A 22,600-nucleotide genomic window follows, 5' to 3' on the forward strand; every position below is an offset into this window, starting at 1 on the left:
GCGCCGGGCCAGTTGCCCGGCGCCCGCCCTATTTGGGGTCGGTAACCCGCTCCTACAGGTCGTCATTTATTCAGGAGGACACCATGGCCGTATTTGCCCATACCGTCGGCGCCCAGACCTACCGTTTCGACAGCCTCAAAGACGTCATGGCCAAAGCCAGCCCGGCGCGCTCCGGGGATTTTCTGGCCGGCGTTGCCGCCCTCAACGATGGCGAGCGGGTGGCCGCGCAGATGGCCCTGGCTGACATCCCGCTGACTCACTTCCTGCAGGAAGTACTGATTCCTTACGAGACCGATGAAGTCACCCGACTGATCATCGACACTCACGATAAACAGGCTTTTAAAGCGGTCAGCCACCTCACTGTCGGTGGCTTTCGCGATTGGCTGCTCAGCGACGCCGCCGACGAACAGAGCCTGCGCGCCCTCGCACCGGGCCTGATCCCGGAAATGGCTGCGGCCGTGTCGAAGATCATGCGCGTGCAGGACTTGGTGCTGGTGGCGCAGAAAATCCGCGTGATCACGAAATTCCGCGGCACGCTGGGCCTGCACGGCCGGCTCTCGACACGCCTGCAACCCAATCACCCCACCGACGAACCGGCCGGCATCGCCGCGAGCATTCTCGACGGCCTGCTGTACGGCAACGGGGACGCAATGATCGGCATTAACCCGGCCACCGACAGCATCGCCTCGATCTGCGCCATGCTGGAAATGCTCGATGCGATCATCCAGCGTTACGAAATTCCTACACAGGCCTGCGTGCTGACCCACGTCACCACCTCCATCGAGGCGGTGAATCGCGGTGTTCCGCTGGACCTGGTGTTCCAGTCGATCGCCGGCACTGAAGCGGCCAACGCCAGTTTCGGTATCAACCTCAACGTTTTGCAGGAAGGCTATGAGGCGGGCTTGAGCCTGAATCGCGGCACGCTGGGCCAGAATCTGATGTATTTCGAGACCGGCCAGGGCAGCGCCTTGTCGGCCAACGCCCACCACGGCATCGATCAACAGACCTGCGAAACCCGCGCCTACGCCGTGGCGCGCCATTTCAAACCGTTTCTGGTGAACACCGTCGTAGGCTTCATCGGCCCGGAATACCTCTACAACGGCAAACAGATCATCCGCGCCGGCCTCGAAGACCACTTCTGCGGCAAGCTGCTGGGTGTGCCCATGGGTTGCGACATCTGTTACACCAATCACGCCGAGGCCGATCAGGACGACATGGACACCCTGCTGACCCTGCTGGGCGTGGCCGGGATCAACTTCATCATGGGCATTCCCGGTTCCGACGACATCATGCTCAATTACCAGACCACGTCGTTCCACGACGCCCTCTACGCCCGGAAAACCTTGGGCCTGAAACCGGCACCGGAGTTTGAACAGTGGCTGGCGAACATGGGCATCTTCACCCAGGCAGACGGCAAAATTCACTTCGGCGACAACCTGCCGCCGGCCTTCCGTCAGGCCATGGCGCAACTGGGATGAGTATTGAGATGGATAAACCACCTGTCGATCCGCAAAACCCATTGCTGGAACTGCGTCGCCTGACCCCGGCACGTATTGCCCTCGGTCGTACAGGCACCAGTATGCCGACCAGCGCACAGCTGGATTTTCAGTACGCCCATGCACAGGCCCGGGATGCGGTGCACCTGCCGTTCGATCACAAGGGGCTCAGTTCGCAACTGGCCGAGCGTGGACGTGAGAGCTTGTTGCTGCACAGCGCCGCCACGGACCGGAACAGCTACCTGCAGCGCCCTGATTTGGGGCGCAAGCTGAGTGATCAGTCGGCGCAGACCCTGCGCGACTATGCGCTGAGCCATCCTGGCGAGATCGATTTGGCCGTTGTGGTAGCCGATGGCCTCTCGGCATTGGCCGTTCATCGGCACACCGTACCGTTTCTGGCGCGCCTGGAAGAACAGACAGCCCCTGAGGGATGGTCCTTGTCGCCGGTGATTCTGGTGGAACAGGGCCGAGTCGCGGTGGCCGACGAGATTGGCGAGCTGCTAGGCGCGAAAATGGTGGTCATATTGATCGGAGAACGCCCCGGCTTGAGCTCGCCAGACAGCCTCGGGTTGTATTTCACCTATAATCCAAAAATCGGACTGACGGACGCCCATCGCAACTGCATCTCGAATGTCCGGCTCGAAGGCTTGAGTTATGGCATGGCGGCCCACCGTTTGCTGTATTTGATGCGCGAAGCCTGCCGGCGGCAGTTATCGGGGGTCAGTCTGAAGGACGAAGCCCAGGTTCAGACGCTGGAGTCGGACTCTGGTGCAGACATGATAGGTAATTTCCTACTGAGCCCGTCGAATGCCTGAACCGTTTCCGCATTGCGTTTCTCTTCGGGTTTCAGGCAGGATCGATGCACGGCCGCCAGGGGATTTCCCATCGCCGTCACCACGTAAGACAGCCACTTGAAGACGAGACCTGACATGCGGATTATTCAAGCGACCCTCGAACACCTCGACCTGCTGACCCCGTTGTTCGTCAAATATCGCGAGTTTTACGGTTCCCTGCCGTATCCGGACTCGTCCCGGGCGTTCCTCGAGAAACGCCTGCGGCGCAAGGAGTCGGTGATCTACCTGGCCCTGGCCGATGACGACAGCAACAAACTGATGGGTTTCTGTCAGTTGTACCCAAGCTTTTCATCTCTTTCGCTTAAACGCGTGTGGATTCTCAATGACATCTACGTCACTGAAGATGCCCGCCGCCAGTTAGTGGCCGACAACCTGATCCGCACCGCGAAGAAAATGGCCAAGGAAACCAACGCCGTGCGCATGCGCGTTTCCACCAGCAGCAATAACGAAGTCGCGCAGAAAACCTACGAATCCATCGGGTTCAAGGAAGATACCGAGTTCAAGAACTACGTGTTACCGATCAGTGAAGAGCTGTAACTCACTGGGCCTTTGTGGCGAGGGAGTTTGCTCCCGTTCGGTCCGCGCTCGGGCGCAGCAGTCGTAAACCAACCAGAGCGATTGTCCTGATACATCGCGTAGTCGGACCAGGAGCGCTTCGCACTCCAGCGGGAGCAAGCTCCCTCGCCACAAAGAATTGGGCAAGGCCAACAGACTGCGGGTCGACCCATCGACATCCCCCGCTACAAACTCGACGCGCTTTTCACTTATCCCTCCGTATAATGCCCATTCTTCCGGCTCGTAAGAAAAATCACACTTGGCTGTAGTCTTACGCGAAGCCAACCGCACAGGCCCGCCGAGTCGGGCCATCACCACAGGTGCTTTCCATGGATTTCAACCCGATCGACCTTATCCTGCATCTCGATGTTTACCTCGACCTGCTGGTGACTAACTATGGGGCATGGATTTACGCCATTCTGTTTCTGGTGATCTTCTGCGAAACCGGTCTGGTGGTGACGCCATTCCTGCCGGGCGATTCTCTGCTGTTCATCGCCGGCGCCGTGGCGGCCGGCGGCGGCATGGACCCGGTGCTGCTGGGCGGCCTGCTGATGCTGGCGGCGATTCTCGGTGACAGCACCAACTACGTGATCGGCCGCACCGTTGGCGAACGGTTGTTTCGCAACCCGAACTCGAAAATTTTCCGCCGCGACTACCTGCAACAGACTCACGACTTCTACGACAAGCACGGCGGCAAAACCGTGACCCTGGCGCGCTTCATGCCAATCATCCGTACCTTTGCCCCCTTCGTCGCAGGCATTGGCAAAATGCCTTACCCACGATTCTTTGCCTTCAGCGTCCTCGGCACCATTCTCTGGGTGGGTGGCCTGGTCACCCTCGGTTACTTCTTCGGCAACGTACCGTTCATCAAGAAAAACCTGTCGCTGCTGGTAGTGGGCATCATCCTGCTGTCGCTGCTGCCGATGATCATCAGCGTGATCCGCAGCCGCCTCGGTCATGCTGCGTCCAAAGCCGAACCCCGCTGACTCACGATGTGGTCCCTTAGCGCCTGGCGACGCCAGCGCACCCTGGCCAGGCATCCGATTGCCGACGACATGTGGCAACGGGTGCGCCATCACTTGAGTTTTCTCGATGGCCTCAGCGCAACCGAAGACCAGTGGCTGCGCGAAGCCTGCGTGCTGTTCCTGCAAGACAAACACCTGACCGCCCTGCCCGGCGTCGAACTCCACCTGGAGCAACGCCTGCTGCTCGCCGCCCAGGCCCAATTGCCGTTGCTGCATCTGGGTGATCTGAACTGGTATCAGGGCTTTCACGAAATCATCCTCTATCCCGACGACTTCCTCAGCCCGCAGCGCCATCGCGATGCCAGCGGCGTCGAGCACCAATGGGACGGCGAACACAGCGGCGAAGCCTGGCAGCAAGGCCCGGTCATCCTTGCCTGGCCCGGCGTGATGGCCAGCGGTGGCTGGGAAGGCTACAACCTTGTCATCCACGAACTCGCGCACAAGCTCGACATGCTCAACGGCGACGCCAATGGCCTGCCGCCGCTGCATGCCGATATGCGCGTCAGTGATTGGGCAAGAGTCATGCAAGAGGCCTATGACGACCTCGATCGGCAATTGGATCGCAACCCTGACGCGCAAACCGCCATCGACCCATACGCAGCGGAAAACCCCGCCGAATTCTTCGCCGTCACCAGCGAATATTTCTTCAGCGCCCCGGATTTGCTACATGACGCTTATCCACAAGTCTATGAGCAATTGAAGCTGTTTTATCGGCAGGATCCACTGGCACGTCTGCGGCAACTTCTGGCCGAGAACCCGGTCTATCAGGCACACGACTAGCGGGCACCTGGGTCTCTACGACCTCTGGCGCATGGCAACGGCGGCGGAATAGGCCTATAATCGCCGCCACTTTTTGGTCAATCCGGCCAAGTGTTTTTGGTCAACTAACGGGGGCACCGCCCAATGAGCTACAGCAAGATTCCGGCTGGCAAAGACCTGCCGAACGACATCTACGTCGCGATCGAGATCCCGGCCAACCACGCGCCGATCAAATACGAAATCGACAAAGACAGCGACTGCCTGTTCGTTGACCGTTTCATGGCCACCCCGATGTTCTACCCGGCCAACTACGGTTACATCCCGAACACCCTGGCCGACGACGGCGACCCCCTCGACGTGCTGGTCGTGACCCCTTACCCGGTGGCTCCAGGTTCGGTAATCCGCGCGCGTCCAGTCGGCATCCTGAACATGACCGACGACGGCGGCGGCGATGCCAAAGTGATCGCGGTTCCACACGACAAGCTGTCCCAGCTGTACGTCGATGTGAAGGAATACACCGATTTGCCTGCGCTGCTGATTCAGCAGATCGAGCACTTCTTCGCGAACTACAAAGATCTCGAAAAAGGCAAATGGGTGAAGATCGAAGGCTGGGCCGGCGCAGATGCCGCCCGCGACGCGATCACCAAGTCGGTTGCTGCCTATAAAGGCTGAGTCGCTGCGATAAGCTTCTAGCTGCCAGCTTCAAAAAGAACCCCGGTTGATCCGGGGTTTTTTATGGGCGCCTGGAAATACGCCTTTAACAGTGCGTTTGCAGCTTCTTGGCTCGGGTTTTTGCTTGTTTAATTCTTACAAAAAGCGTCTTACATCCGGTCTCAAATTTCCCTCGAATTTTGAACGGGTCGTTTATTCAAACCCCCAGCCTGCGCCCGTAAACTCGTGTTTATGAAAAAGAACACTAGCGGCCCACGGTTTAAAGCGCTGCTCGAAGCAGCGAAAATCACAACGACAGGATTTGCCGCTTTCTTCGACACGGAGCCGCAAAATATCCATAACTGGTACACCCGAGGTGTGCCCGCCTACCGCATGGAAGAAGTCGCCAGACTACTGTCTGTAAATAGCGACTGGCTGAAAACCGGTGAAGGCCCGAAAGAGTCCTCGCGCCTGCGTGTGCTCGACGAGTCCGGCAACACCTTCGACGCTCAGGCCATTCGCGGCATCTACACCGTGATCGAGCCCATTGACGTCGAGCTGTCCTTCTACAAAGAAGCAGCCACCGCGCCAGGCTCCAACAGAACCCACGTCGTCGAAGACCTCAGCCAATCCATCCGCCTGCCCCGCACCCACCTCGACTCCCTGGAAATCAATCACGCTGATGCCATCTGCATCCACATGATCGGCAACAGCATGGCCGAAAAGATTGAAGACGGTTCGACGCTCGCGATCGACCGCGGGTTGACCCAGGTGATCGATGGGGAGATTTATGCGATAGAGCATGACGGCATGTTGCGGATCAAATACCTGCATCGAATGCCGGGGAATGCGTTGCGATTGCGCAGCTATAACAAAACCGAATATCCAGATGAGATCTTCAATGCCGAGCAGATCGACAAGCAAAACATCAGAGTATTGGGATGGGTATTCTGGTGGTCGACGCTCAACAAACGTCGGCCGTCCGTGCCCTTCCTGTAAGCCATGGCGGGGGGCTTGCCCCTGTGTAGGAGCGAGCGGTGCGGCGGTCGAACACAACCTTCGGCAGCTGCTACACCTCAGCACAATCGCTCTACTCCGCACGCCAAGCTGGGAATTCCTCAAAAAAATCAGTATGCTGCGCCCCACATTTGCGCATCGACCCTTCTTCAGGCTCAGATCGCACCGACAAGGCAGATGACTTTCTCGCCAAGTCCCACAGCCGGACGCAAGATCCGGGTGTACGTTTTGAAGGCTGGCGCGGTTTACCAAAAATAAATCAAGCCAGTCCCCGAGAAGCCGGCCACAAGCCGGCTTTTTAATTGTCCGAAATAATCCTATCCATTCTGAGAAATCAACTGATAGCCTCTCTATTCAGGGGCCATAAGGCATTTCTCTGTCCAATGGTGTTTAACGCCACCTAACCTCATCCGGCGATGTGATGGGGGGATAAATGGGTGTCCGGTTTCATTAGACCACTACAAACCGGATGCCCCAATTTATCACACGGCCTTGCGGCGCATTCGCGCCCATCTGCCGGAGGTTGCGCCGCAGGAGTTGGTGTTTATCGATGATCATGCGCCGAATATTGTGGCGGCCATGGAGTTGGGGTGGCAGGCGATTCATCATGTGTCGGCGGGAGAGACGCGGCGGCAGTTGGGGGCGTTGGGGTTGAGATTTGACTAGGGGATATGGATCCGTCCCTGTGCTGTAAAAGTGAAATCATTCATGGCAATAGATAAGCCCTGTGTGCCTGGGAGATTGCTCCCGCTCGGGCGCGCAGCGGTCGTGAAATCTGAGGTTTTTTGGGGGTACATATCCGTTGTTGCGGTTGCGGCTACTGACGGTTTCGCTCTTACAGCCAGCCCTTTCAAGGTGTCTTCCCTTTATGGGCCTTAAGCACCCGGTCGGTCGACACATGAGCATTGGCAGCCTTTCCCTCCAGCCATTCCTTGGGCTTGGCGATTTTGGGACCGCGTATGCTTTTGGCGACCTGCTTGAGCTTGATGTTCCTGGCCAGTGCCAACAGCCGCTTTGCCAGCGTTTCTGAGGTTGATTGAAATGACAGGTAATCCGAGGGCAACGCGATCTGCATGCCCTCATAACCGCTACGCACTTGCACCGCCAGATGGAAGGTCGAAGCGTCCCAACTTTCAGGCTGCGTCTCGCGGTGAGCCTGCTCCACACTCCGCTTGAGAACCGCCAGAACGTTGTAGGCCAAGATCGCCGAGGCAAAACCCAGCAAGGCCGCCCGGGGAGAGCCGAGGCTTTCGATTTCACTGTCCAGCACCGATTCAAGACGCTGGAACATCCCTTCGATACTCCAGCGACGACGGTATAAATCGGCGATTTGCTCAGCGCTGATGGTGTCGGGCAAGTTGCTCCAGAACCACATCACGCAGTCGCCTGATTCGGTAGGTGTTTGCAGGCTCAGTTCAACTCGGCGCCAGCGGTGGCCGCCTTTGAGTTCGATAATTTGTTCGCGTACTGTTCCGGCGTCGACAGGCACCGGTTCTTGCCAGTCGCTTTCCCAAATCAGCCGTGGATGCTTGCTTTGCTGGCGAATAATGAACGAAGCGCCCGTTTCCTCGCAGACCTGCATGACGGGCAGCGTGCAATAAAGCCGATCGGCCATCCACAGCTGTCCCGCACTGGCCCGGGCTAACAACGGCAGCACGCTGACGCGCTCACTGGCGTAGGCATCCTCGCAAGGCTGCAAGTCAACGACCTGATCCAGGTCAGGATCGTAAACCACCACCGAAACCCCGGCCGAGCCGCGCCTCGTTCACGCCGCAAAGCCCCCAAGCGTTTTTCGGTAGACGGCAGGTGATTACCGTCAACGATGCGCAACTGCCAGCCGGGCAAAATGGCTGAACAGCCCAACTCTTTTATCGTCGGAGCCAGGCGCTCTGCACTACCGGTGACCAAGGCTCGCAGCAATGCCGGTTCGGTACGGCTGACCTTGTCATAGAACGCCGCCAAGGTAACCGGTAGAGCATCCATCTGGCGCGCAGCGGCATGTAAGGAAGGCCGTAGACCCAATGAAACAAGGGACATCAGCTCAACGATGGTCGAAAACAAAAGCTCACGCGGGTACTGGCGTTGACGATGCTCTTCAAATACCTGATCCACCCACTCAGCAGGAATGGTGTGCTCCAGTGCCAACTTGACCATGACACTGGCCGGTGCCTTTTTTTCAAACCGCGCTAGAACTTCTGCCCACATCGTTTTCGTCACCCTGACTAGAGTTTTGGGGGAGTTTAAACGAAGACCCTGAAAGGGCTGGCTTTTACAGCGAGTCACTTTGGAGCTCGGAATGCCGGCCACTCCAAAGTAACCAAAGGGCTTTGCCCCTCCACTCGGTGCCTCGCCTAGGCTCGGCATGCCCTTGTAAGATCACTTCTACGGCACCTTTCGCGGTCCCTGTAGCCGCTGCCGAAGGCTGCGTACGACTCCGAAGGAGACGCTAAACCTGCCTCCCCAATGTTCCTGATGTACCGCGTCGCCAGGTTTGGCGTACGCCTCGTCGGAATACCGCGCAGCCCGTTCGCAGCCTTCGGCAGCGGCTACAAGAAGCGCGTAAAACGCGCTTTGGCTCTTGATCTTCCTGCCCCTTCCAGCAGGCCGAACGCAGGCATTGCGTAGGATGCCGAGCTAGCCGCTTAAATCTCCAGCAATGACACATTGGCGCCATGAAGGGCCAGGCATCAATCAGCCTCCATCCATCTGCGCAAGCATCCGGCGAAAACGCTGCAACGAAAGTGCGAACAGCACGCTGCCGATGAGTAGTAGCGCAAGAAGTTGAACCCACACGACGTCCAGCCCCGCGCCGCGGTACAGCACGCCTTCTCCCAACTGCACCAAGTGGGTGGTGGGCGCGGCCAGCATCAGGTACTGCACCAGCGTGGGCATGCTTTCGCGCGGAGTGGCGCCGCCGGAGAGCAGGATCAACGGCAACAGCACCAGCATCAGCAACAGGCCGAACTGCGGCATGCTGCGGGCCACGGTGGCGAGATAGATGCCCAGGGCGGTGTTGGCGAATAAGCTCAGCGCGGCGCCGACCAGGAACAGCCAGACCGAGCCTTCGATGGGTACGGCGAGCAACCCGCGTACCACGAACTGCAACGACAACGCCGCCGCCACCAGCACCACCGTGCCCATCGCCAAGACCTTGGCCAGCATGATCTGCGTGGGGGTGACCGGCATCACCAGCAGGTGTTCGATAGTGCCGTGCTCGCGTTCGCGGATCAGCGCGGCTCCGGTCAGAATGATCGCCAGCATGGTGATGTTGTCGATGATCTGCAGCAGGCTGCTGAACCAAGTCTTGTCCAACGCCGGGTTGAAGCGTGCGCGCAGCGCCAGTTCCACCGACAGGGCCGAATTGCCGCGATAACGCTGCACGAAGGTCTGGACCTCATCGGTGACGATCTGCTCGACATAGGCGCTGCCGCTGAAGGCTTGATCCATGCGTGTGGCATCGACGTTGAGCTGCACCTGCGCGGGACGACCCGCCAGAACATCGCGCTGCAGGTTGGGCGGCATGTGCAGCACGAAGGTATAGCGGCCGGAGTCCAGACCGGCGTCCATCTCGGCAACACTGATGTGCTCTGGTTGCGTGAACTGAGGTGGGTAGAAAGCGGTGGCGATGCGCTGCGACAGGGGCGAATCATCTTCGTCGACGAAGGCGATCGGTGCGTTGTTCAGGGTGTCTGGAATGGCCGAGGCGGCCGTGTAGACCATCGCCGTGAAGCTGAAGACGATCAGCAGCAGCATGACCGGATCGCGCCACAGGCTGCGAAGCTCCTTGACGCTCAGTTGCCAGATGTTGGAAAAAGTGCGTTTCATCTCAGCGCTCCTGTTTGTGCAGCATCGCAATCGACAGACCCATCACCAGCGGTACGGCCACCAACAAGGCAATGAAGGACTGCTGCAGATCAGCCAGCCCCAAAGCCTTCGCGAATACGCCACGGCTGATGAGAAACATATGGGTGGCTGGGTAGGCTTCGCCGATCAGCTTGCCAATGCCCTCCAACGAGGAAACGGGTGTAGTCAGCCCGGCGAACTGGGTGGCAGGCACCAGCGTGCCGATCAGCGCGGCGAACATCGCGGCGATCTGACTGCGTGTGACGGCCGATGCGACCAGCCCCATGCTGGTGGAGATCACCAGAAACACCAGGGTGGCCAGCGCCAGGGTGGCAAAGCTGCCCTTCATGGGCACATCCAGTACGGTCACCGCCATCACGCTCATCAACAGGAAGTTCAGCATTCCCAGCGCCACATAGGGCAGTTGCTTGCCAAGCAGGAACTCGGTGCGGGTGACAGGGGTGACGTAGAAGTTGATGATCGCGCCCAGTTCCTTCTCGCGCACCACGGCTAGCGCGGTCAGCATCGCCGGCAGCATCAACAGCAGCAATGGCACCACCGCCGGGACGATGGCGGGCAGGCTCTTGATGTCCGGGTTGTAGCGAAAGCGCGTCTGCACTTCGACCGGGTTGGTGTAGGTTTCGCCGTTCAATTGCTGGGATTTTTGCGTCAGCCAGAGCAGGTGCATGCCCTGCACATAGCCTTGCACGGTTTCGGCGCGGCTGGGCATGGCGCCGTTGATCCAGGCACCGACCTGGGCGTTGCGCCCCAGCGTGGTGTCGCGGGCAAAGCCGGACGGGATCTCGATGACCAGACTCAGTTCGCCGGTCTGCATGCGTCGGTCCAGCTCTGCGTAACTGTGCAACGGCGGGCGCTCAAGAAAATACGGCGAACCGGAGAGCGCCAGGGTGTAGTCATGGCTCAGGCCGGTCTGATCACGGTCAAGCACGGCGTAGCGCAGGTCATTGACGTCGGTGCTGATGCCATAGCCGATAACAAACATCAGCAGCAGCGATCCCAGTAGCGCCAGTGTGGCGCGTACCGGATCGCGCCGCAGTTCCAGCGACTCGCGCCAGGCGTAGCTGAGTAGACGCTGCAGGCTGAAAGACTGAGCCTGTTCGGGTGCTGTTGTGGCCGTGCCGTGCTGTGTGGGAGCGCTCTCATCCGGCACATGCGCGGTATTGTTATCGGCCTCGATCAGATAACCGATAAAAGCCTCTTCCAGGCTGGCGGCACCGCGTTTTTCCACCAACTGCATCGGTGCATCACTGTCGAGCACCTTGCCCGCATGCATCATCGACATGCGGTCGCAGCGCTCGGCCTCGTTCATGAAGTGGGTGGAGATGAAGATGGTCACGTGGTCGCGCCGCGACAGTTGCACCAACAAGCGCCAGAACTTGTCGCGCGCCACCGGATCGACGCCCGAAGTCGGCTCGTCCAGAATAAGCAGTTCGGGCTTGTGAACCATCGCCACGGCCAGCGATAGGCGCTGGCGCATGCCCATGGGGATGCTGGGCGGCAGGCTATCCATGACGTCCAGCAATTCAAAACGCCCGGCCATTTGCTGCACGCGAGCGTCGATCTCTGTGGCGGGCACATGGAATAGCTTGGCATGCAGGACCAGGTTCTGCTTTACCGTCAATTCGTTATAGAGCGAGAACGATTGCGACATGTAGCCTACGCGACTGCGTGTGGCAAGGTCGTGAGAGTCGATCTCCTTGCCGAACAGCCAGGCACGGCCTTCGCTGGCGGGTAGCAGGCCGGTGAGCATTTTCATCGTGGTGCTCTTGCCGCAGCCGTTGGAGCCGAGAAACCCGAAGATTTCTCCGCGACGGATGCGAAAGCTCACGTGATCCACGGCCGTGAAGTCGCCAAAGCGCATTGTCAGTCCCTGGGCTTGGATGGCGATATCGTCCGGGTCGGTCTGCAAGGGAGGAATGACCACAGGCTCGTGGTCTTGCTTTTTCTCGTCCGGCAACAAACTGATGAAGGCCGACTCCAACGAATCGCAATTGGTGCGTGCCAGCAGTTCGGCAGGCGTGCCGGTGGCCCGCACCCGACCTTCGTCCATGACTGCCAGCCAGTCAAAGCCTTGTGCTTCATCCATGTAGGCGGTGGCGACGATCACGCTCATGCCGACTCGCTGGCGACGGATACGGGCGATCAGTTCCCAGAACTGCGCGCGCGCCAGCGGATCGACACCCGTAGTGGGTTCGTCGAGGATCAGCAGGTCGGGATCATGGATCAGAGCGCAGCACAGGCTAAGTTTCTGCTTCATGCCTCCCGAAAGCTTCCCGGCGGGTCGCGCAAGAAATGGATACATGCCGGTGCTATGGGTCAAATCGTCGATGCGTCGGCGCCGTTCGCTGGCGTTTTGACTGAACAACCGTGCGATGAACTGCAGGTTTTCCTCCACTGACAGTGTGGGGTACAGGTTCTTGCCCAAGCCTTGGGGCATGTAGGCAATACGCGGGCAGATCTGGTCACGGTGGGCCTTGCTGGCGATGTCGGCGCCCAGCACCTCTACTGTGCCTTGCTGTACCCGACGCGCGCCGGAGAGCAACGACAGCAGACTGGACTTGCCTACGCCATCCGGGCCGATCAGCCCTACCATGCAACCGCCAGGGATGTCCTGGGTGATGCCCGCCAGCGCCTGGGTCTTGCCGTAATGCAGGCTTACGTCCCGCAAGCGAACCACGGGTTCAGCGTGGCTGTTCATGGCAAGTCCCTAAGCTGTAAGGCTTCAGGCCATTGGGCCTGTGGATCGGTCCTGATCCAGGCAACGCCGGGCAGGCCGGACTTTACGTAATCCTGGTACTTGCGCAGCAATGCTTTGTCGATCCGAGCCTTGACCCGGAACATCAGCTTCTGCCGCTCATTGGCGGTCTCCACGAATTTGGGGGTGAACTGGGCCTGGCGCGAGACAAAGGTGACCTTGGCTGGTATCGGCAAGTGCGGCGCGGTGTCCAGCACGATGCGCACTTCACTGCCCAGGGCCACTTGCCCGGCGGCTTCGGTGGGCAAGAAGAAGCTCATGTAGACATCTGACAGGTCGATCAGGTTAAGCACCTTGCCGCCATCGCCGAGCATTTCGCCGGGCTGGGCCAGGCGATACTGCACGCGGCCAGTGCGCGGGGCCTTGAGAGTGCTGTCGTCCAACTCGGACTGGATGCGCTCGACCGTGGCCTGCGCTGCAGCGACGGTCGATGTTGCGCCGGTGACTTCGGCGTCGGTGGCTTCGATGGCCGATCTGGCGGCGTTAGCCTGCGCGCGCGCGGCATTGAGCGCGGCCCCGGTATTCGCCACGCTGGCGCGGTCATCGTCCCACTCCTGGCCTGTTGTGGCGCCGTCCTTGACCAATACCTCGGTGCGCACCAGTCGACGCTGGGCGGCATTCAGTTCCGTATGGCGCTGAACCACGACAGCCTCGGCGGCCGCCTGCTCGCTGCGGCGCATGTTCGCCTGCGCCTGAGTGGCCTTCACGGCATGTTCTGCCCGTTGCAATTGCGCCTGGGCCTCGCGCATCTGGGCCAGCAGCGAATCGATATACATGTGTGCCAACACCTGCCCAGCCTGCACCTCGTCACCTTCATCGGCCAGGATCTGCGCGACGCGACCGCCAAATTTGGCGGCCACGTCCACCTCCGTGGCTTCAATGCGTCCATTGCTGACCATCAGACCGTCCGGCATGGCGCGTTGATCGAACCAGTCCCAGCCGATCCAGGCTGCACCGGCAATGGCCGCCACGATGGCAACTGCGGTGATTTTCTTCTTGATGGGGGCGCTCATGGCTGGGTTATTCCTCTGCGATATCTGAAAACAGGATGGATGGCGGCTGATCGAGTAACGGGGCGCTCGGCACATGCCGTGAGCCGCCACCCAGTGCGGCATACAGCACCACCCGGTTGCGTAGCAGTGCGTGTTGCGCTTGTACCACTTGTTGCTGGGTCTGCAGACGATCACGTTCGGCGTCAAGCACCTCCAGGAAACTGGACCGGCCACGGTCATGGCTCAGACGCGCCAGCCGACTGCGTTCTTCCTGGATCTCGACGGCTTGCTGCTGCACTGATAATTGCTGTTGCAGCCAGTGCTGGCTGGCCAGGGCATCCGCTACGTCGCGAAAGGCGCTCTGGATGATTTGCTCGTACTCAACGACGGCAAGGTGTTTGCGCACATTCGCCAAATCCAGGTTGGCCTGGTTCAGTCCCCCATCGAAGACCGGCAACGACAGGCTTGGTGCGAAGTTCCAGGCACGGCTGCTTGCGTTGAACAAGTCGCTCAGTTCTGCGCTGGCCAGGCCGCCGAAAGCGGTCAAGCTGATGCGCGGGAAGAAGGCCGCGCGGGCCGCGCCGATATGGGCGTTGGCGGCACGCAGGCGATGCTCTGCCGCGACGATGTCCGGGCGGTTGATCAGCAGGTCGGATGGCAGGCCGGCATCCAGGGGCTGGACCAGGGTCTGATCGGCGACAGGCCTGTAGTTGGCATCGACGAGGTCAACCTGTCCGACCAGCAGATTCACTGCATTGCATTGCAGGTCGCGTTGCTGTTGCAGTTGCAGCGCCAATGCCTCGGCCTGGGTCAGCAGCGTCTGCACCTGGGTCAGTTCCAGCTTGGTCACTGACCCCATCTCAAACCGATGTGTGAAGATGCGCAGCGATTCGCTCTGGTTGGCCTGAGCGGCGTTAGCCAGGCGCAGGCGCTCATCCAGCTCGTGGAGGCCAATCCAGGCGTCGGCCACCTGCGCCACCAGGCTGATCGTCACTGCCCGATGCCCGGCCTGGGTCGCCAGGAATTGCTGCAAGGCTTCTTCGTTCAGGCTGGCGATACGCCCCCAGAAGTCGATCTCCCAACTGCTGATACCCACACCTGCCTTGAATTCGTTGCCAGTCAAGATCTGATCGGTTTTCGACAGATCCGCAGGCGTGCGCGTGCGTTGCGCATCGACTCCCAGGGCAACAGTGGGCGTCAGGGAGCTGCGCTCGATGCGGTAGGCAGCCTGTGCTTGCCGAACCCGCAAAGCGGCACTGCGCAGGTCGTGGTTGTGAAGCAGCGCCTGGCGGATCAGAGCCTGTAAATGAGGATCGGGAAAATAGCTCTGCCAGGTTTTATCGGCCGCCGAGGTCAGTGCGGCATCCTCGAATCTTTTACCGCTCCCTTGCTGGTAATGCGCAGGCAAGGTGCTGTTGTTGGGTGTTGTATACGGCGGTATTAGCGTAGTGCAGCCTGATAGCAGCACCATCACAAATGCTGCATTGCACTGTCGTGACATGATGTGAAGTTTCCGATCCATAGGAGGCATGGAGGGAAGTGTGCTCTTCACGCGTCAATCGTCTTTCAAGGTTTTATCAAGATTTCATCAAGTGCGGCCAAAGTGCCGGTCTGCGGAACAGACGCCCACGGCGCAGCCTTGCCTTGAGCGTCTGAGATTATTTTGGGGGCTGTAGCGGTGTCAGCACTGAAACGGGCGGCTCGCTCATGAGCAGCCAAGCGCCCGCCACCAATAACAAGACTGCCGCCACGGTACAGGCCAACCAAATCAGTTTCCGGCTCCATGGGCCCCGTGCCGGGATGGACTGTCTACGTGCGCGCACTGTGGATGTCTATTCGCCTCAGAATGAATAGTGCAATGAGGCAAAACTGGTGACGCCCGTTTTTTCTTCCACCACAGGACTTTTGTCCGCCTCTTCGCGGAACTCCATGACATTCACCCCGACCAACATCGCCCAATGCTTATTGAAATTATGTTGCCAGTCCGCTGACAACGAGTAGGCATAGACGCCGGACTCGGCATCGAAACGAGAGAACCGGGAAGCCTGGGCCTGGGCATCGCTCACCCCGAAGTAGGTTTGGTTGTAGCGCTTATCCCCGGCATGCACGTTCATGCCAAGGGTAATCACATCACCTGCCGTTTCCAGTACGGTGCTTTCCAGGCCCAACCGGTAACGATTACCACGCTTATGACCGGCAACGCGCAGCTCTGCTTCACCATTGATCGACAGCCAGGAGGTCAAATCCTGTGCCAGCAGAAACGTGGCAGTGGTCGCGCCTGTGACTTCACCCATCCCCTGGAGTCGCTTGGAGCCAGGACGCCAATCGCTGTCTTCATCAGTACGGCCAAAGTCGTAGCCGATTGCCACGCTGGAGTAAAACCCGCTCTGAGTCAGGTATTCCGCGCCAAGGCCGCGCACGGAATCGGCAAAGAAAATGCCGCGATAAATACTCAGTGTCGGCACCAGCATGTCTCGCGATTCTTTTGCGCCCAGATAGCGGGGGGTGTAGGCGGCACCCAGTCCCACCGTGACCTCGGTTTTTTCGCCAAACAAGCTGGTGGGTACGTCAGCGACTTGCTGCTGGGCCTGGCTTTTCAGCGGCATTAGCAAGCAGAGGCTGCCGGCAATGAAGACCGAGACAGCGCTGGTCATGTGCCACTTGTGTTTGTATCGAGAAACGGGCTTGCTCATGGCGGTTCATCCTTTGAGGTTTAGTACCCCGGTAGTGAGCCGCCCTCGATACAAGGTCGTGCCAAGAAACGATGAAGACTTCGTCAAGGACAGCGGGCCAGGTTTTGCCTGTGCCCGCTTTCAGGCTGACGCAGCCTTTGCCTTGAATCAGCCAGGCAACTCGATATGGATGCGACCGCCGCCCTCGGCACGATTATGGACACTCAGCTTGCCACCATGGGCTTGGCAGATAGCTACTGCCACCGACAGCCCCAGCCCGCTGCCACCTGCATGGCGAGAGCGCGAATGTTCGGCACGCCAGAAGCGGTCGCACGAGCGCTCGATATGCTCCGGTGCGAAGCCCGGGCCAGCATCCTCGACGTCGAGCAGCAACCGGTCTTGCCGCTTGCTGGCCCGCAGCGCCAGATAGCCCCCGGATGCTGCGTAGCACAGGGCATTGTCGAGCAGGATAGACAGTACCTGGCCTAAGCGGTCGCGATCGGCGATCAACATCAAACCGTCCGGACAGTCGAGGACGATGTTCACCGGTTGCTGTTGCAAGCGTGGTGCCGCCCAAGCCACTCGCTCTTCCATCAGGGGCTTGAGCGCAAAGCTTGAGAGCGTCAACTGCAACTGGTCTGCTGTGGCCAGCGACAATAAGTACAGATCATCAATGAGCCGATTGAGCTGATCAAGCTGTCGCATGATCATGGCCAACTGTTGTGGTGAGGCGTCGAATACGCCATCGATCAGACCCTGTAGCCGCCCCTTGGCAGCGGTGAGGGGCGTGCGCAGCTCGTGGGCGATGGCGGCGCTGGATGCCTGTAATTCCCGCTCCTGCCGCTCCAGGCGCTCAGCCATGTGGTTGAAATCGGCCATCAGGCTATGCAGCGCTGCGGGTGCATCGCGCACGTTGCCTGCTCGTGACCGGAAGTCTCCGCCGGCGATGTGCATTGCCGAGATCGCAACGGCGCTGAGTTGGCGCGACAGGCGCAACGAGACCCAGATGCCGCCGCCGATAATCAGGGGGAGCGCAATCAGTGCCAACCCGCTGAACCACAGCAGATCCGCCCGGAGGACCTCTGGCGTGAAGTAATCGCCATAGAGGTATTGCCCATAGATTTCACGCAGGCGCTCGGCATTGGCGGCATGGTCGACTTCCAGGACCTTGAGTTCCTGGCGCACGGCCTCGGGCAGTGCGTTCCGCAGCTTGGTTTCCCACGAGAAGAAGCGTAGCCACATGCCAGCACCCACCACCAGTATGGCCGCCAGTGCCAGGCCGGTCATGCGCAGGCTGATCCAGTACCAGAGTTGGCGGGAGAGTCCTTTCTTTGCCGTGCTCATGCCGGATTGCTGAAGCGATACCCCAGCCCCCGCACCGTCAGAACGACATCGTGAATGCCTGCACGTTCCAGCTTGCGTCGCAGGTTGTACAGGTGGGCATCGATCACTCGCTCCATCGCATCACTTTCGGGCTGGCAGTTGGCGAGCAGCTCGGCACGTGTGTACATGCGCGATGGCGCTGCCATCATCATGGACAGTAGATTGAACTCGGTGCGAGTCAACTCCAGGGGTTGACTCGTGCCATTGATTTCAATGGTCGCCAGTGCCGCGTTCAAATCAATGACCAGGTGATTATACCGTAGCAAGGTCGACTGACCCTGGCCACCCCCACGCCAACGCCGCAGCACCGCATGCACGCGAGCAACCACTTCCCCTGGGTTGTAGGGTTTGACCACATAGTCATCAGCACCGTACAGCAGGGAGTTGATGCGGCTGGGTTCGTGCCCAACAGCGGTCACCATAATGACTGGGGTCGCTGAGTGTTGGCGAATGGCAGTCAAAACCTCGTTGCCGCTGAGTCCCGGCAACATGATGTCCAGCAGCACCAGATCCGGCCGCCAACGCGCGTGGTAGTCCAGGGCTTTATGACCATCTGCTGCATGTCGCGTCTGGAATCCATCCCGGCCAAGATAGGCCTCCAGTACTTCAGCCCCATCGAAATCATCCTCGACGATCAGTACTCGTCCTAAACTCACAGGTCACTCCTTCATGCGATCTTGATGGATTGTTGATCGTTACTTGATATTGCGGTGTAACGATCATTGCGCTTCTGAATGCGGTGGCAAATCGTTGAGATGACTAACTGCTGTTAATGGAAAGCGAATCGACAATCTTATTTTTAGTCATTTGTCAAGATTTATCAATGCTGGCAATCAGGATGAATGGAGGGGGACATATGGAAATATCACCAAATGTAGATCGCTGGGGCTTTCAGCGCTTCGTTGAGTCGTCGGTGTCCGAAGGGTTCCTGCGCGAGCCGGTCATTATGGAAGGAATGTCTGGTTCGCGTATCACGCGCAATGGCCTGCCGTATGTGAATTTCTCGGGGATCAACTACCTTGGCTGGCAACAGGACCCGCAAGTGCTCGATGCGTTCTGTGAGTCGGTCAAGCGCTATGGGCTTTCCACCGGAGGGTCGCGGGCGACGCAGGGTGTCTGCGAGCCACATTTCCGATTGGAAACGTTGCTCAGCGAGCATCATGGCAAAGACAAAACACTCACGTTTGCCTCAGGCATGCTGGCCAACCTTGGCTTCATCAATGCCATGACGGCGAAGTTTAATTTCTCCCCCAGCAGCGGCATTGACAACCGCGATGCCGTGCTGATCTTTGACCGTGATTGCCACTGGAGTCTCTGGAAAGCAGCCGGGCACCTTAAGTACGGCGAATCGCTGCTGTCGTTCAAGCATAACGATGTGGCCGACCTTGAGCGTGTTCTGCAAAATATCGGAGATCGAAAGGCCATTGTGGTTTTCGAAAGTGTCTACTCCTCCGATGGGAGTGTGGCGCCTATCGGTACGATCCTGGATGTGTGTGAACGATTCAATGCCCTGAGCTATATCGACGACGCCAATGGCTTCATGGTGTATGGCGAGCCGCAGCGCAATTTCTATGAAGAGTTCCAGCACCTTCGCCGCGCCGATTTCATCATGATCTCATTATCGAAATCAGTAGGCCTGGAAGGCGGCGCGATCAGCGCCAAAGCGGAGTACATCGACGCCTTTGAAGTACTGAGTGGAACGTCGATCTTCACTGCAGCCATTCAACCGCCAACGGCAGACGCAGCGGCATCCATCATCGAGCACCTCAAGCGCGACCCTTCCATCATGGATGACTTCCTGCGCAGAAGCTTGGCGTTTCGCATGCGATTGCTTGACAGTGGCCTGCAGCTCAATAGCGCACCGTCTTACATCACCTCCGTGTTGATCGGCAAGGACAGCAAGGCCGAGCAAGTTCGGGAGCAGTTGGAGCAACAAGGCTTCTGCGTGCCGATCTTCCGCTATCCGGCGGTCAAGCCCAATCAGGCACTGATACGGCTGATCCTGCACCGGCACCACACCGACGCGGAAATCGAGAGGTTCGCCCATAGTCTGGAAAATCTGCTCGGTTGCGATGACTCATCCAGTCGATTGGGCGAGCGTATGCTAGCGGCAGCGAACTAGGTCAGGAAGTCGCATATGACACGCATGGAACAGGTGGTGCGGATCGGCTTGCCGGCCTGCACAAATGACACCACTTGGGCGGCGGAACATATTGAAATCAAGGACTCGATTGCGACGATTGACCGAACGTCCTGGAATCAACTGTGCAAGCCTCATCAGTTTTGCAGCCATGAGTATATGGCTGCCCTGGAGGCCAGCGGTCTGGAATGCCAGTACCTTTATGCGCTGGCCATTTCAAACGGTGAACTGGTCGGCGCTGCTGTAGCCACCCTATGGCGGATTCATCTGCCATATGGGATGTCGTTGCGCATCACGACCCTGGGAACGCCGGTCAATACTGGGTTGCCGCTGATGTTAGCGGTCACTGCGAATTCCATAAGCCTGCGATATGGTCTGGTGACTGCGCTGGAGCGGGCTTCAATCAAGCGCGGCATCCGATTGTTTGTCGGGCGGGATTTTCCGACATCCGACTACCTCCACAAGCAGGCGCTCGACAAGCTCTACAGCTGCGCGCATTTGGAGCTGCCCTGGACAGACTTTGAGCAGTATCTGGAGCAGCACTCCAAGCGCAAAAGCATACGCCGTGATATGCGATCGCTTGAAAAGGCAGGCTACCGTCTTGAAATTCGCGAGGGTCAGGCACTGTCGATTGATGAAGCGCAGCGCTTGCACGCCTTATGGTTACAGCTGTATCGCAAACATCACTCGCCTGACCAAATCATGGTCACCGAAGATTTCTTTCTGCAAATGAGCCAGCTCGACCATGCGGTGTGGTTGCTGCTGCGCAAGGAAGGACGTATTGATGCGTTCGACCTCTGTTTTGTTCTGGGCGACCATCTGGAGTCCACCTATTGCGGCGTGGATCTGGAGGCAACGAGTCGCCTGTCCATCCACCGCGCAATGGGCTACCAGATCGTTCGCCACGCCATCGGCAAAGGATTGCGCAGCATTAACTTTGGTATTTCCAACGAGCAGGGAAAAGTCGAAATGGGCTGTCGCCTGCAAGCCTGTTACGCCTGGATGCAAGCCAATCCCAAGTGGCTCGGACGACTGCTTCGCATGCTCCTGCATCGATTTGTGCTCAAGCACGACCAGGACAAGCTCGCGCTGGAAAACCTGACTGTGGAAGACCAGCGGTGAAGCGGCTGCTACACAAGCATGGCGCCGGTCTTTTGCTCTTGACCGGTCTGCAGTGGGTGATTTCGGTGGCGGATTGGATGCTGATCGTGCTGCTGCAGATCGTGGTATTCGATCTGACCCAGTCGGCATTCAACATCATGTTGCTGGTCATTTGCGAGTTGATCCCGATGCTGCTGTTCGGCGCATGGGCCGGTGCAGTGGCCGATCGCACCGATCTCAAACGGGTACTGGTCTGGGCCTGTGTGGCGCGTCTGTTCATCATCCTGGCACTCTTGCTGCCGGCGATGCGTGGGCAGCTTATCCCTATCCTTGCCATTGCTGCCCTGGCGGCGACATGCAACCGGTTCTTCGTGCCGGGTGCCAGTGCCTTATTACCCAGCCTGGTTTCGGCTGATCGGCTACCCGCTGCCAACGCCATCATCATGGCCGCGCGCATGTCAGGGATGGCCATCGGTACGCTGTTGGCTGGCGTGCTGGCCAGTCACTACGGGCATGTGGTGGCGGTTGTGGTAATTGGCGTGCTGCTGCTCATCGCCAGTGTCTTGTGTGTGTTGTTGCCCTCGCCCCATGCCAAGCGGGAGCAGGCCGATGAAGCAGGTATCTGGCGCGATTTGCGCACGGCGGTTTCACGCTATGGAGCCAGCCTGATACTGCCCATGACGGCCAGTATGCTGGTGATGCTGGCCCTTGGCAGTTTTGAGATTCTTGCGCTTGTCTATGTGGTCCAGGTGCTGGAACGTCCACCGGCCGATGTCGGGTTGCTATTCGGCGCCTATGGTGTCGGCATGTTGGCTGGACTTGCTTTGTCGTCATGGTCCCGTGTCGTACAGCAATATGGCGCATGGATGTTGATCAGTCTGACCCTGATATGTGCCTCTATCTGGGTTGTATCGCAAGTCGACAGCCTCGGTTTGGCATTGCCGTTGGTGGCTGTGACGGGGCTGGCGGAGGGGCTGGTCATTACCCTGAGCCTGTTGCGCATCTATCAACAGGTTGCTGGGGATTTCTATGCCCGTGTGATTGCATTGCTGGATACCGGCACAGGCGCGGCCTTTCTTGTTTCGGTCATGCTGACAGGCGTCGTGGCCGATAAGGTACCGGCAAACATCTTGCTGGAAGGGCTCGCCATGACGCTCACCGGCTTGCTGCTGTTGGGGGTCATTGTGATGAAGGTGAGTACAGCCTGGCTTCACCTGAAAAAGGTGGCGCCAGGATAGAAAACCGTTAATCACGCATAGCACTGACGCCCGCTCTTTTGAAGGACACCCTCATGCGGCTGCCAACGCAGCGGGCGAATGCGATTGCGCAGCTGCCG

At 58.9% G+C, this 22,600-nt stretch carries 18 protein-coding genes and 1 pseudogene; 11 read left to right on the top strand and 8 right to left on the bottom strand.

The genetic code is table 11. The annotated features are described in order from the left end of the window. Window positions 1–83: 83 nt before the first annotated feature. From LOY56_RS23220 to LOY56_RS23255, 8 genes are all read left to right on the top strand, one after another. Window positions 84–1,478, top strand: coding sequence for an ethanolamine ammonia-lyase subunit EutB (locus tag LOY56_RS23220; protein ID WP_258617342.1), 1,395 nt, complete (start codon window positions 84–86; stop codon window positions 1,476–1,478). Between the two features lie 8 nt (window positions 1,479–1,486). Beyond that, window positions 1,487–2,311 carry an ethanolamine ammonia-lyase subunit EutC gene (eutC, locus tag LOY56_RS23225; protein ID WP_258617343.1) on the top strand — a complete coding sequence of 275 codons (825 nt, stop codon included), beginning with the start codon at window positions 1,487–1,489 and terminating at the stop codon, window positions 2,309–2,311. A gap of 114 nt (window positions 2,312–2,425) precedes the next feature. Then, the gene (locus tag LOY56_RS23230; protein ID WP_258617344.1) at window positions 2,426–2,887 is read left to right on the top strand and encodes an N-acetyltransferase; all 462 of its coding nucleotides are present in this window, start codon (window positions 2,426–2,428) and stop codon (window positions 2,885–2,887) included. A 347-nt stretch (window positions 2,888–3,234) separates the two neighbouring features. Next, window positions 3,235–3,891, top strand: a complete 657-nt coding sequence (locus LOY56_RS23235) for a DedA family protein (protein ID WP_258617345.1) — start codon at window positions 3,235–3,237, stop codon at window positions 3,889–3,891. A 6-nt stretch (window positions 3,892–3,897) separates the two neighbouring features. Then, a complete protein-coding gene (locus LOY56_RS23240; RefSeq protein ID WP_258617346.1) occupies window positions 3,898–4,710 on the top strand; it encodes a zinc-dependent peptidase in 813 nt (270 codons plus the stop codon). A 123-nt stretch (window positions 4,711–4,833) separates the two neighbouring features. Further along, window positions 4,834–5,361 (top strand): inorganic diphosphatase, encoded by a 528-nt coding sequence (gene ppa, locus LOY56_RS23245; protein WP_007894323.1) that lies wholly within the window; start codon window positions 4,834–4,836, stop codon window positions 5,359–5,361. A 231-nt stretch (window positions 5,362–5,592) separates the two neighbouring features. After that, window positions 5,593–6,339: a helix-turn-helix transcriptional regulator gene (locus LOY56_RS23250; RefSeq protein ID WP_258617348.1), complete on the top strand. Its 747-nt coding sequence runs from the start codon at window positions 5,593–5,595 to the stop codon at window positions 6,337–6,339. 426 nt (window positions 6,340–6,765) lie between these two features. Continuing rightward, complete coding sequence (locus tag LOY56_RS23255) at window positions 6,766–7,023, top strand: HAD-IA family hydrolase (protein WP_258622850.1); 258 nt, start codon at window positions 6,766–6,768, stop codon at window positions 7,021–7,023. A gap of 184 nt (window positions 7,024–7,207) precedes the next feature. Here LOY56_RS23255 and LOY56_RS23260 read toward each other — a convergent pair. From LOY56_RS23260 to LOY56_RS23295, 8 genes and pseudogenes are all read right to left on the bottom strand, one after another. Next, window positions 7,208–8,511: pseudogene (locus LOY56_RS23260) on the bottom strand (IS4 family transposase). 537 nt (window positions 8,512–9,048) lie between these two features. Beyond that, complete coding sequence (locus LOY56_RS23265) at window positions 9,049–10,182, bottom strand: ABC transporter permease (RefSeq protein WP_258617350.1); 1,134 nt, start codon at window positions 10,180–10,182, stop codon at window positions 9,049–9,051. 1 nt (window position 10,183) lies between these two features. Beyond that, a complete protein-coding gene (rbbA, locus tag LOY56_RS23270; protein ID WP_258617352.1) occupies window positions 10,184–12,919 on the bottom strand; it encodes a ribosome-associated ATPase/putative transporter RbbA in 2,736 nt (911 codons plus the stop codon). Further along, window positions 12,916–13,989: an HlyD family secretion protein gene (locus LOY56_RS23275; protein WP_258617353.1), complete on the bottom strand. Its 1,074-nt coding sequence runs from the start codon at window positions 13,987–13,989 to the stop codon at window positions 12,916–12,918. The genes rbbA and LOY56_RS23275 overlap by 4 nt, the downstream gene beginning before the upstream one ends. A 7-nt stretch (window positions 13,990–13,996) precedes the next feature. Beyond that, window positions 13,997–15,439: an efflux transporter outer membrane subunit gene (locus LOY56_RS23280; protein ID WP_258617355.1), complete on the bottom strand. Its 1,443-nt coding sequence runs from the start codon at window positions 15,437–15,439 to the stop codon at window positions 13,997–13,999. A 370-nt stretch (window positions 15,440–15,809) separates the two neighbouring features. After that, window positions 15,810–16,661, bottom strand: coding sequence for a MipA/OmpV family protein (locus LOY56_RS23285; RefSeq protein ID WP_258617356.1), 852 nt, complete (start codon window positions 16,659–16,661; stop codon window positions 15,810–15,812). A gap of 147 nt (window positions 16,662–16,808) precedes the next feature. Then, window positions 16,809–17,984, bottom strand: coding sequence for a cell wall metabolism sensor histidine kinase WalK (locus LOY56_RS23290; RefSeq protein ID WP_258617359.1), 1,176 nt, complete (start codon window positions 17,982–17,984; stop codon window positions 16,809–16,811). Continuing rightward, window positions 17,981–18,679, bottom strand: a complete 699-nt coding sequence (locus LOY56_RS23295) for a response regulator transcription factor (protein ID WP_258617361.1) — start codon at window positions 18,677–18,679, stop codon at window positions 17,981–17,983. The genes LOY56_RS23290 and LOY56_RS23295 overlap by 4 nt, the downstream gene beginning before the upstream one ends. A gap of 167 nt (window positions 18,680–18,846) precedes the next feature. Between LOY56_RS23295 and LOY56_RS23300 the strand changes: the two genes are divergently transcribed. Genes LOY56_RS23300 through LOY56_RS23310 form a run of 3 tightly spaced genes read left to right on the top strand, consistent with a single transcriptional unit; the run spans window position 18,847 to window position 22,502 of the window. Next, on the top strand, window positions 18,847–20,145 hold the full coding sequence (locus LOY56_RS23300) for a pyridoxal phosphate-dependent aminotransferase family protein (RefSeq protein ID WP_258617363.1): 1,299 nt from the start codon (window positions 18,847–18,849) through the stop codon (window positions 20,143–20,145). A gap of 15 nt (window positions 20,146–20,160) precedes the next feature. Continuing rightward, a complete protein-coding gene (locus LOY56_RS23305; protein ID WP_258617365.1) occupies window positions 20,161–21,285 on the top strand; it encodes a GNAT family N-acetyltransferase in 1,125 nt (374 codons plus the stop codon). Next, the gene (locus tag LOY56_RS23310; RefSeq protein ID WP_258617366.1) at window positions 21,282–22,502 is read left to right on the top strand and encodes an MFS transporter; all 1,221 of its coding nucleotides are present in this window, start codon (window positions 21,282–21,284) and stop codon (window positions 22,500–22,502) included. The genes LOY56_RS23305 and LOY56_RS23310 overlap by 4 nt, the downstream gene beginning before the upstream one ends. Window positions 22,503–22,600: the final 98 nt, after the last annotated feature.

Source organism: Pseudomonas sp. B21-048 (assembly GCF_024748615.1).
Lineage (GTDB): Bacteria > Pseudomonadota > Gammaproteobacteria > Pseudomonadales > Pseudomonadaceae > Aquipseudomonas.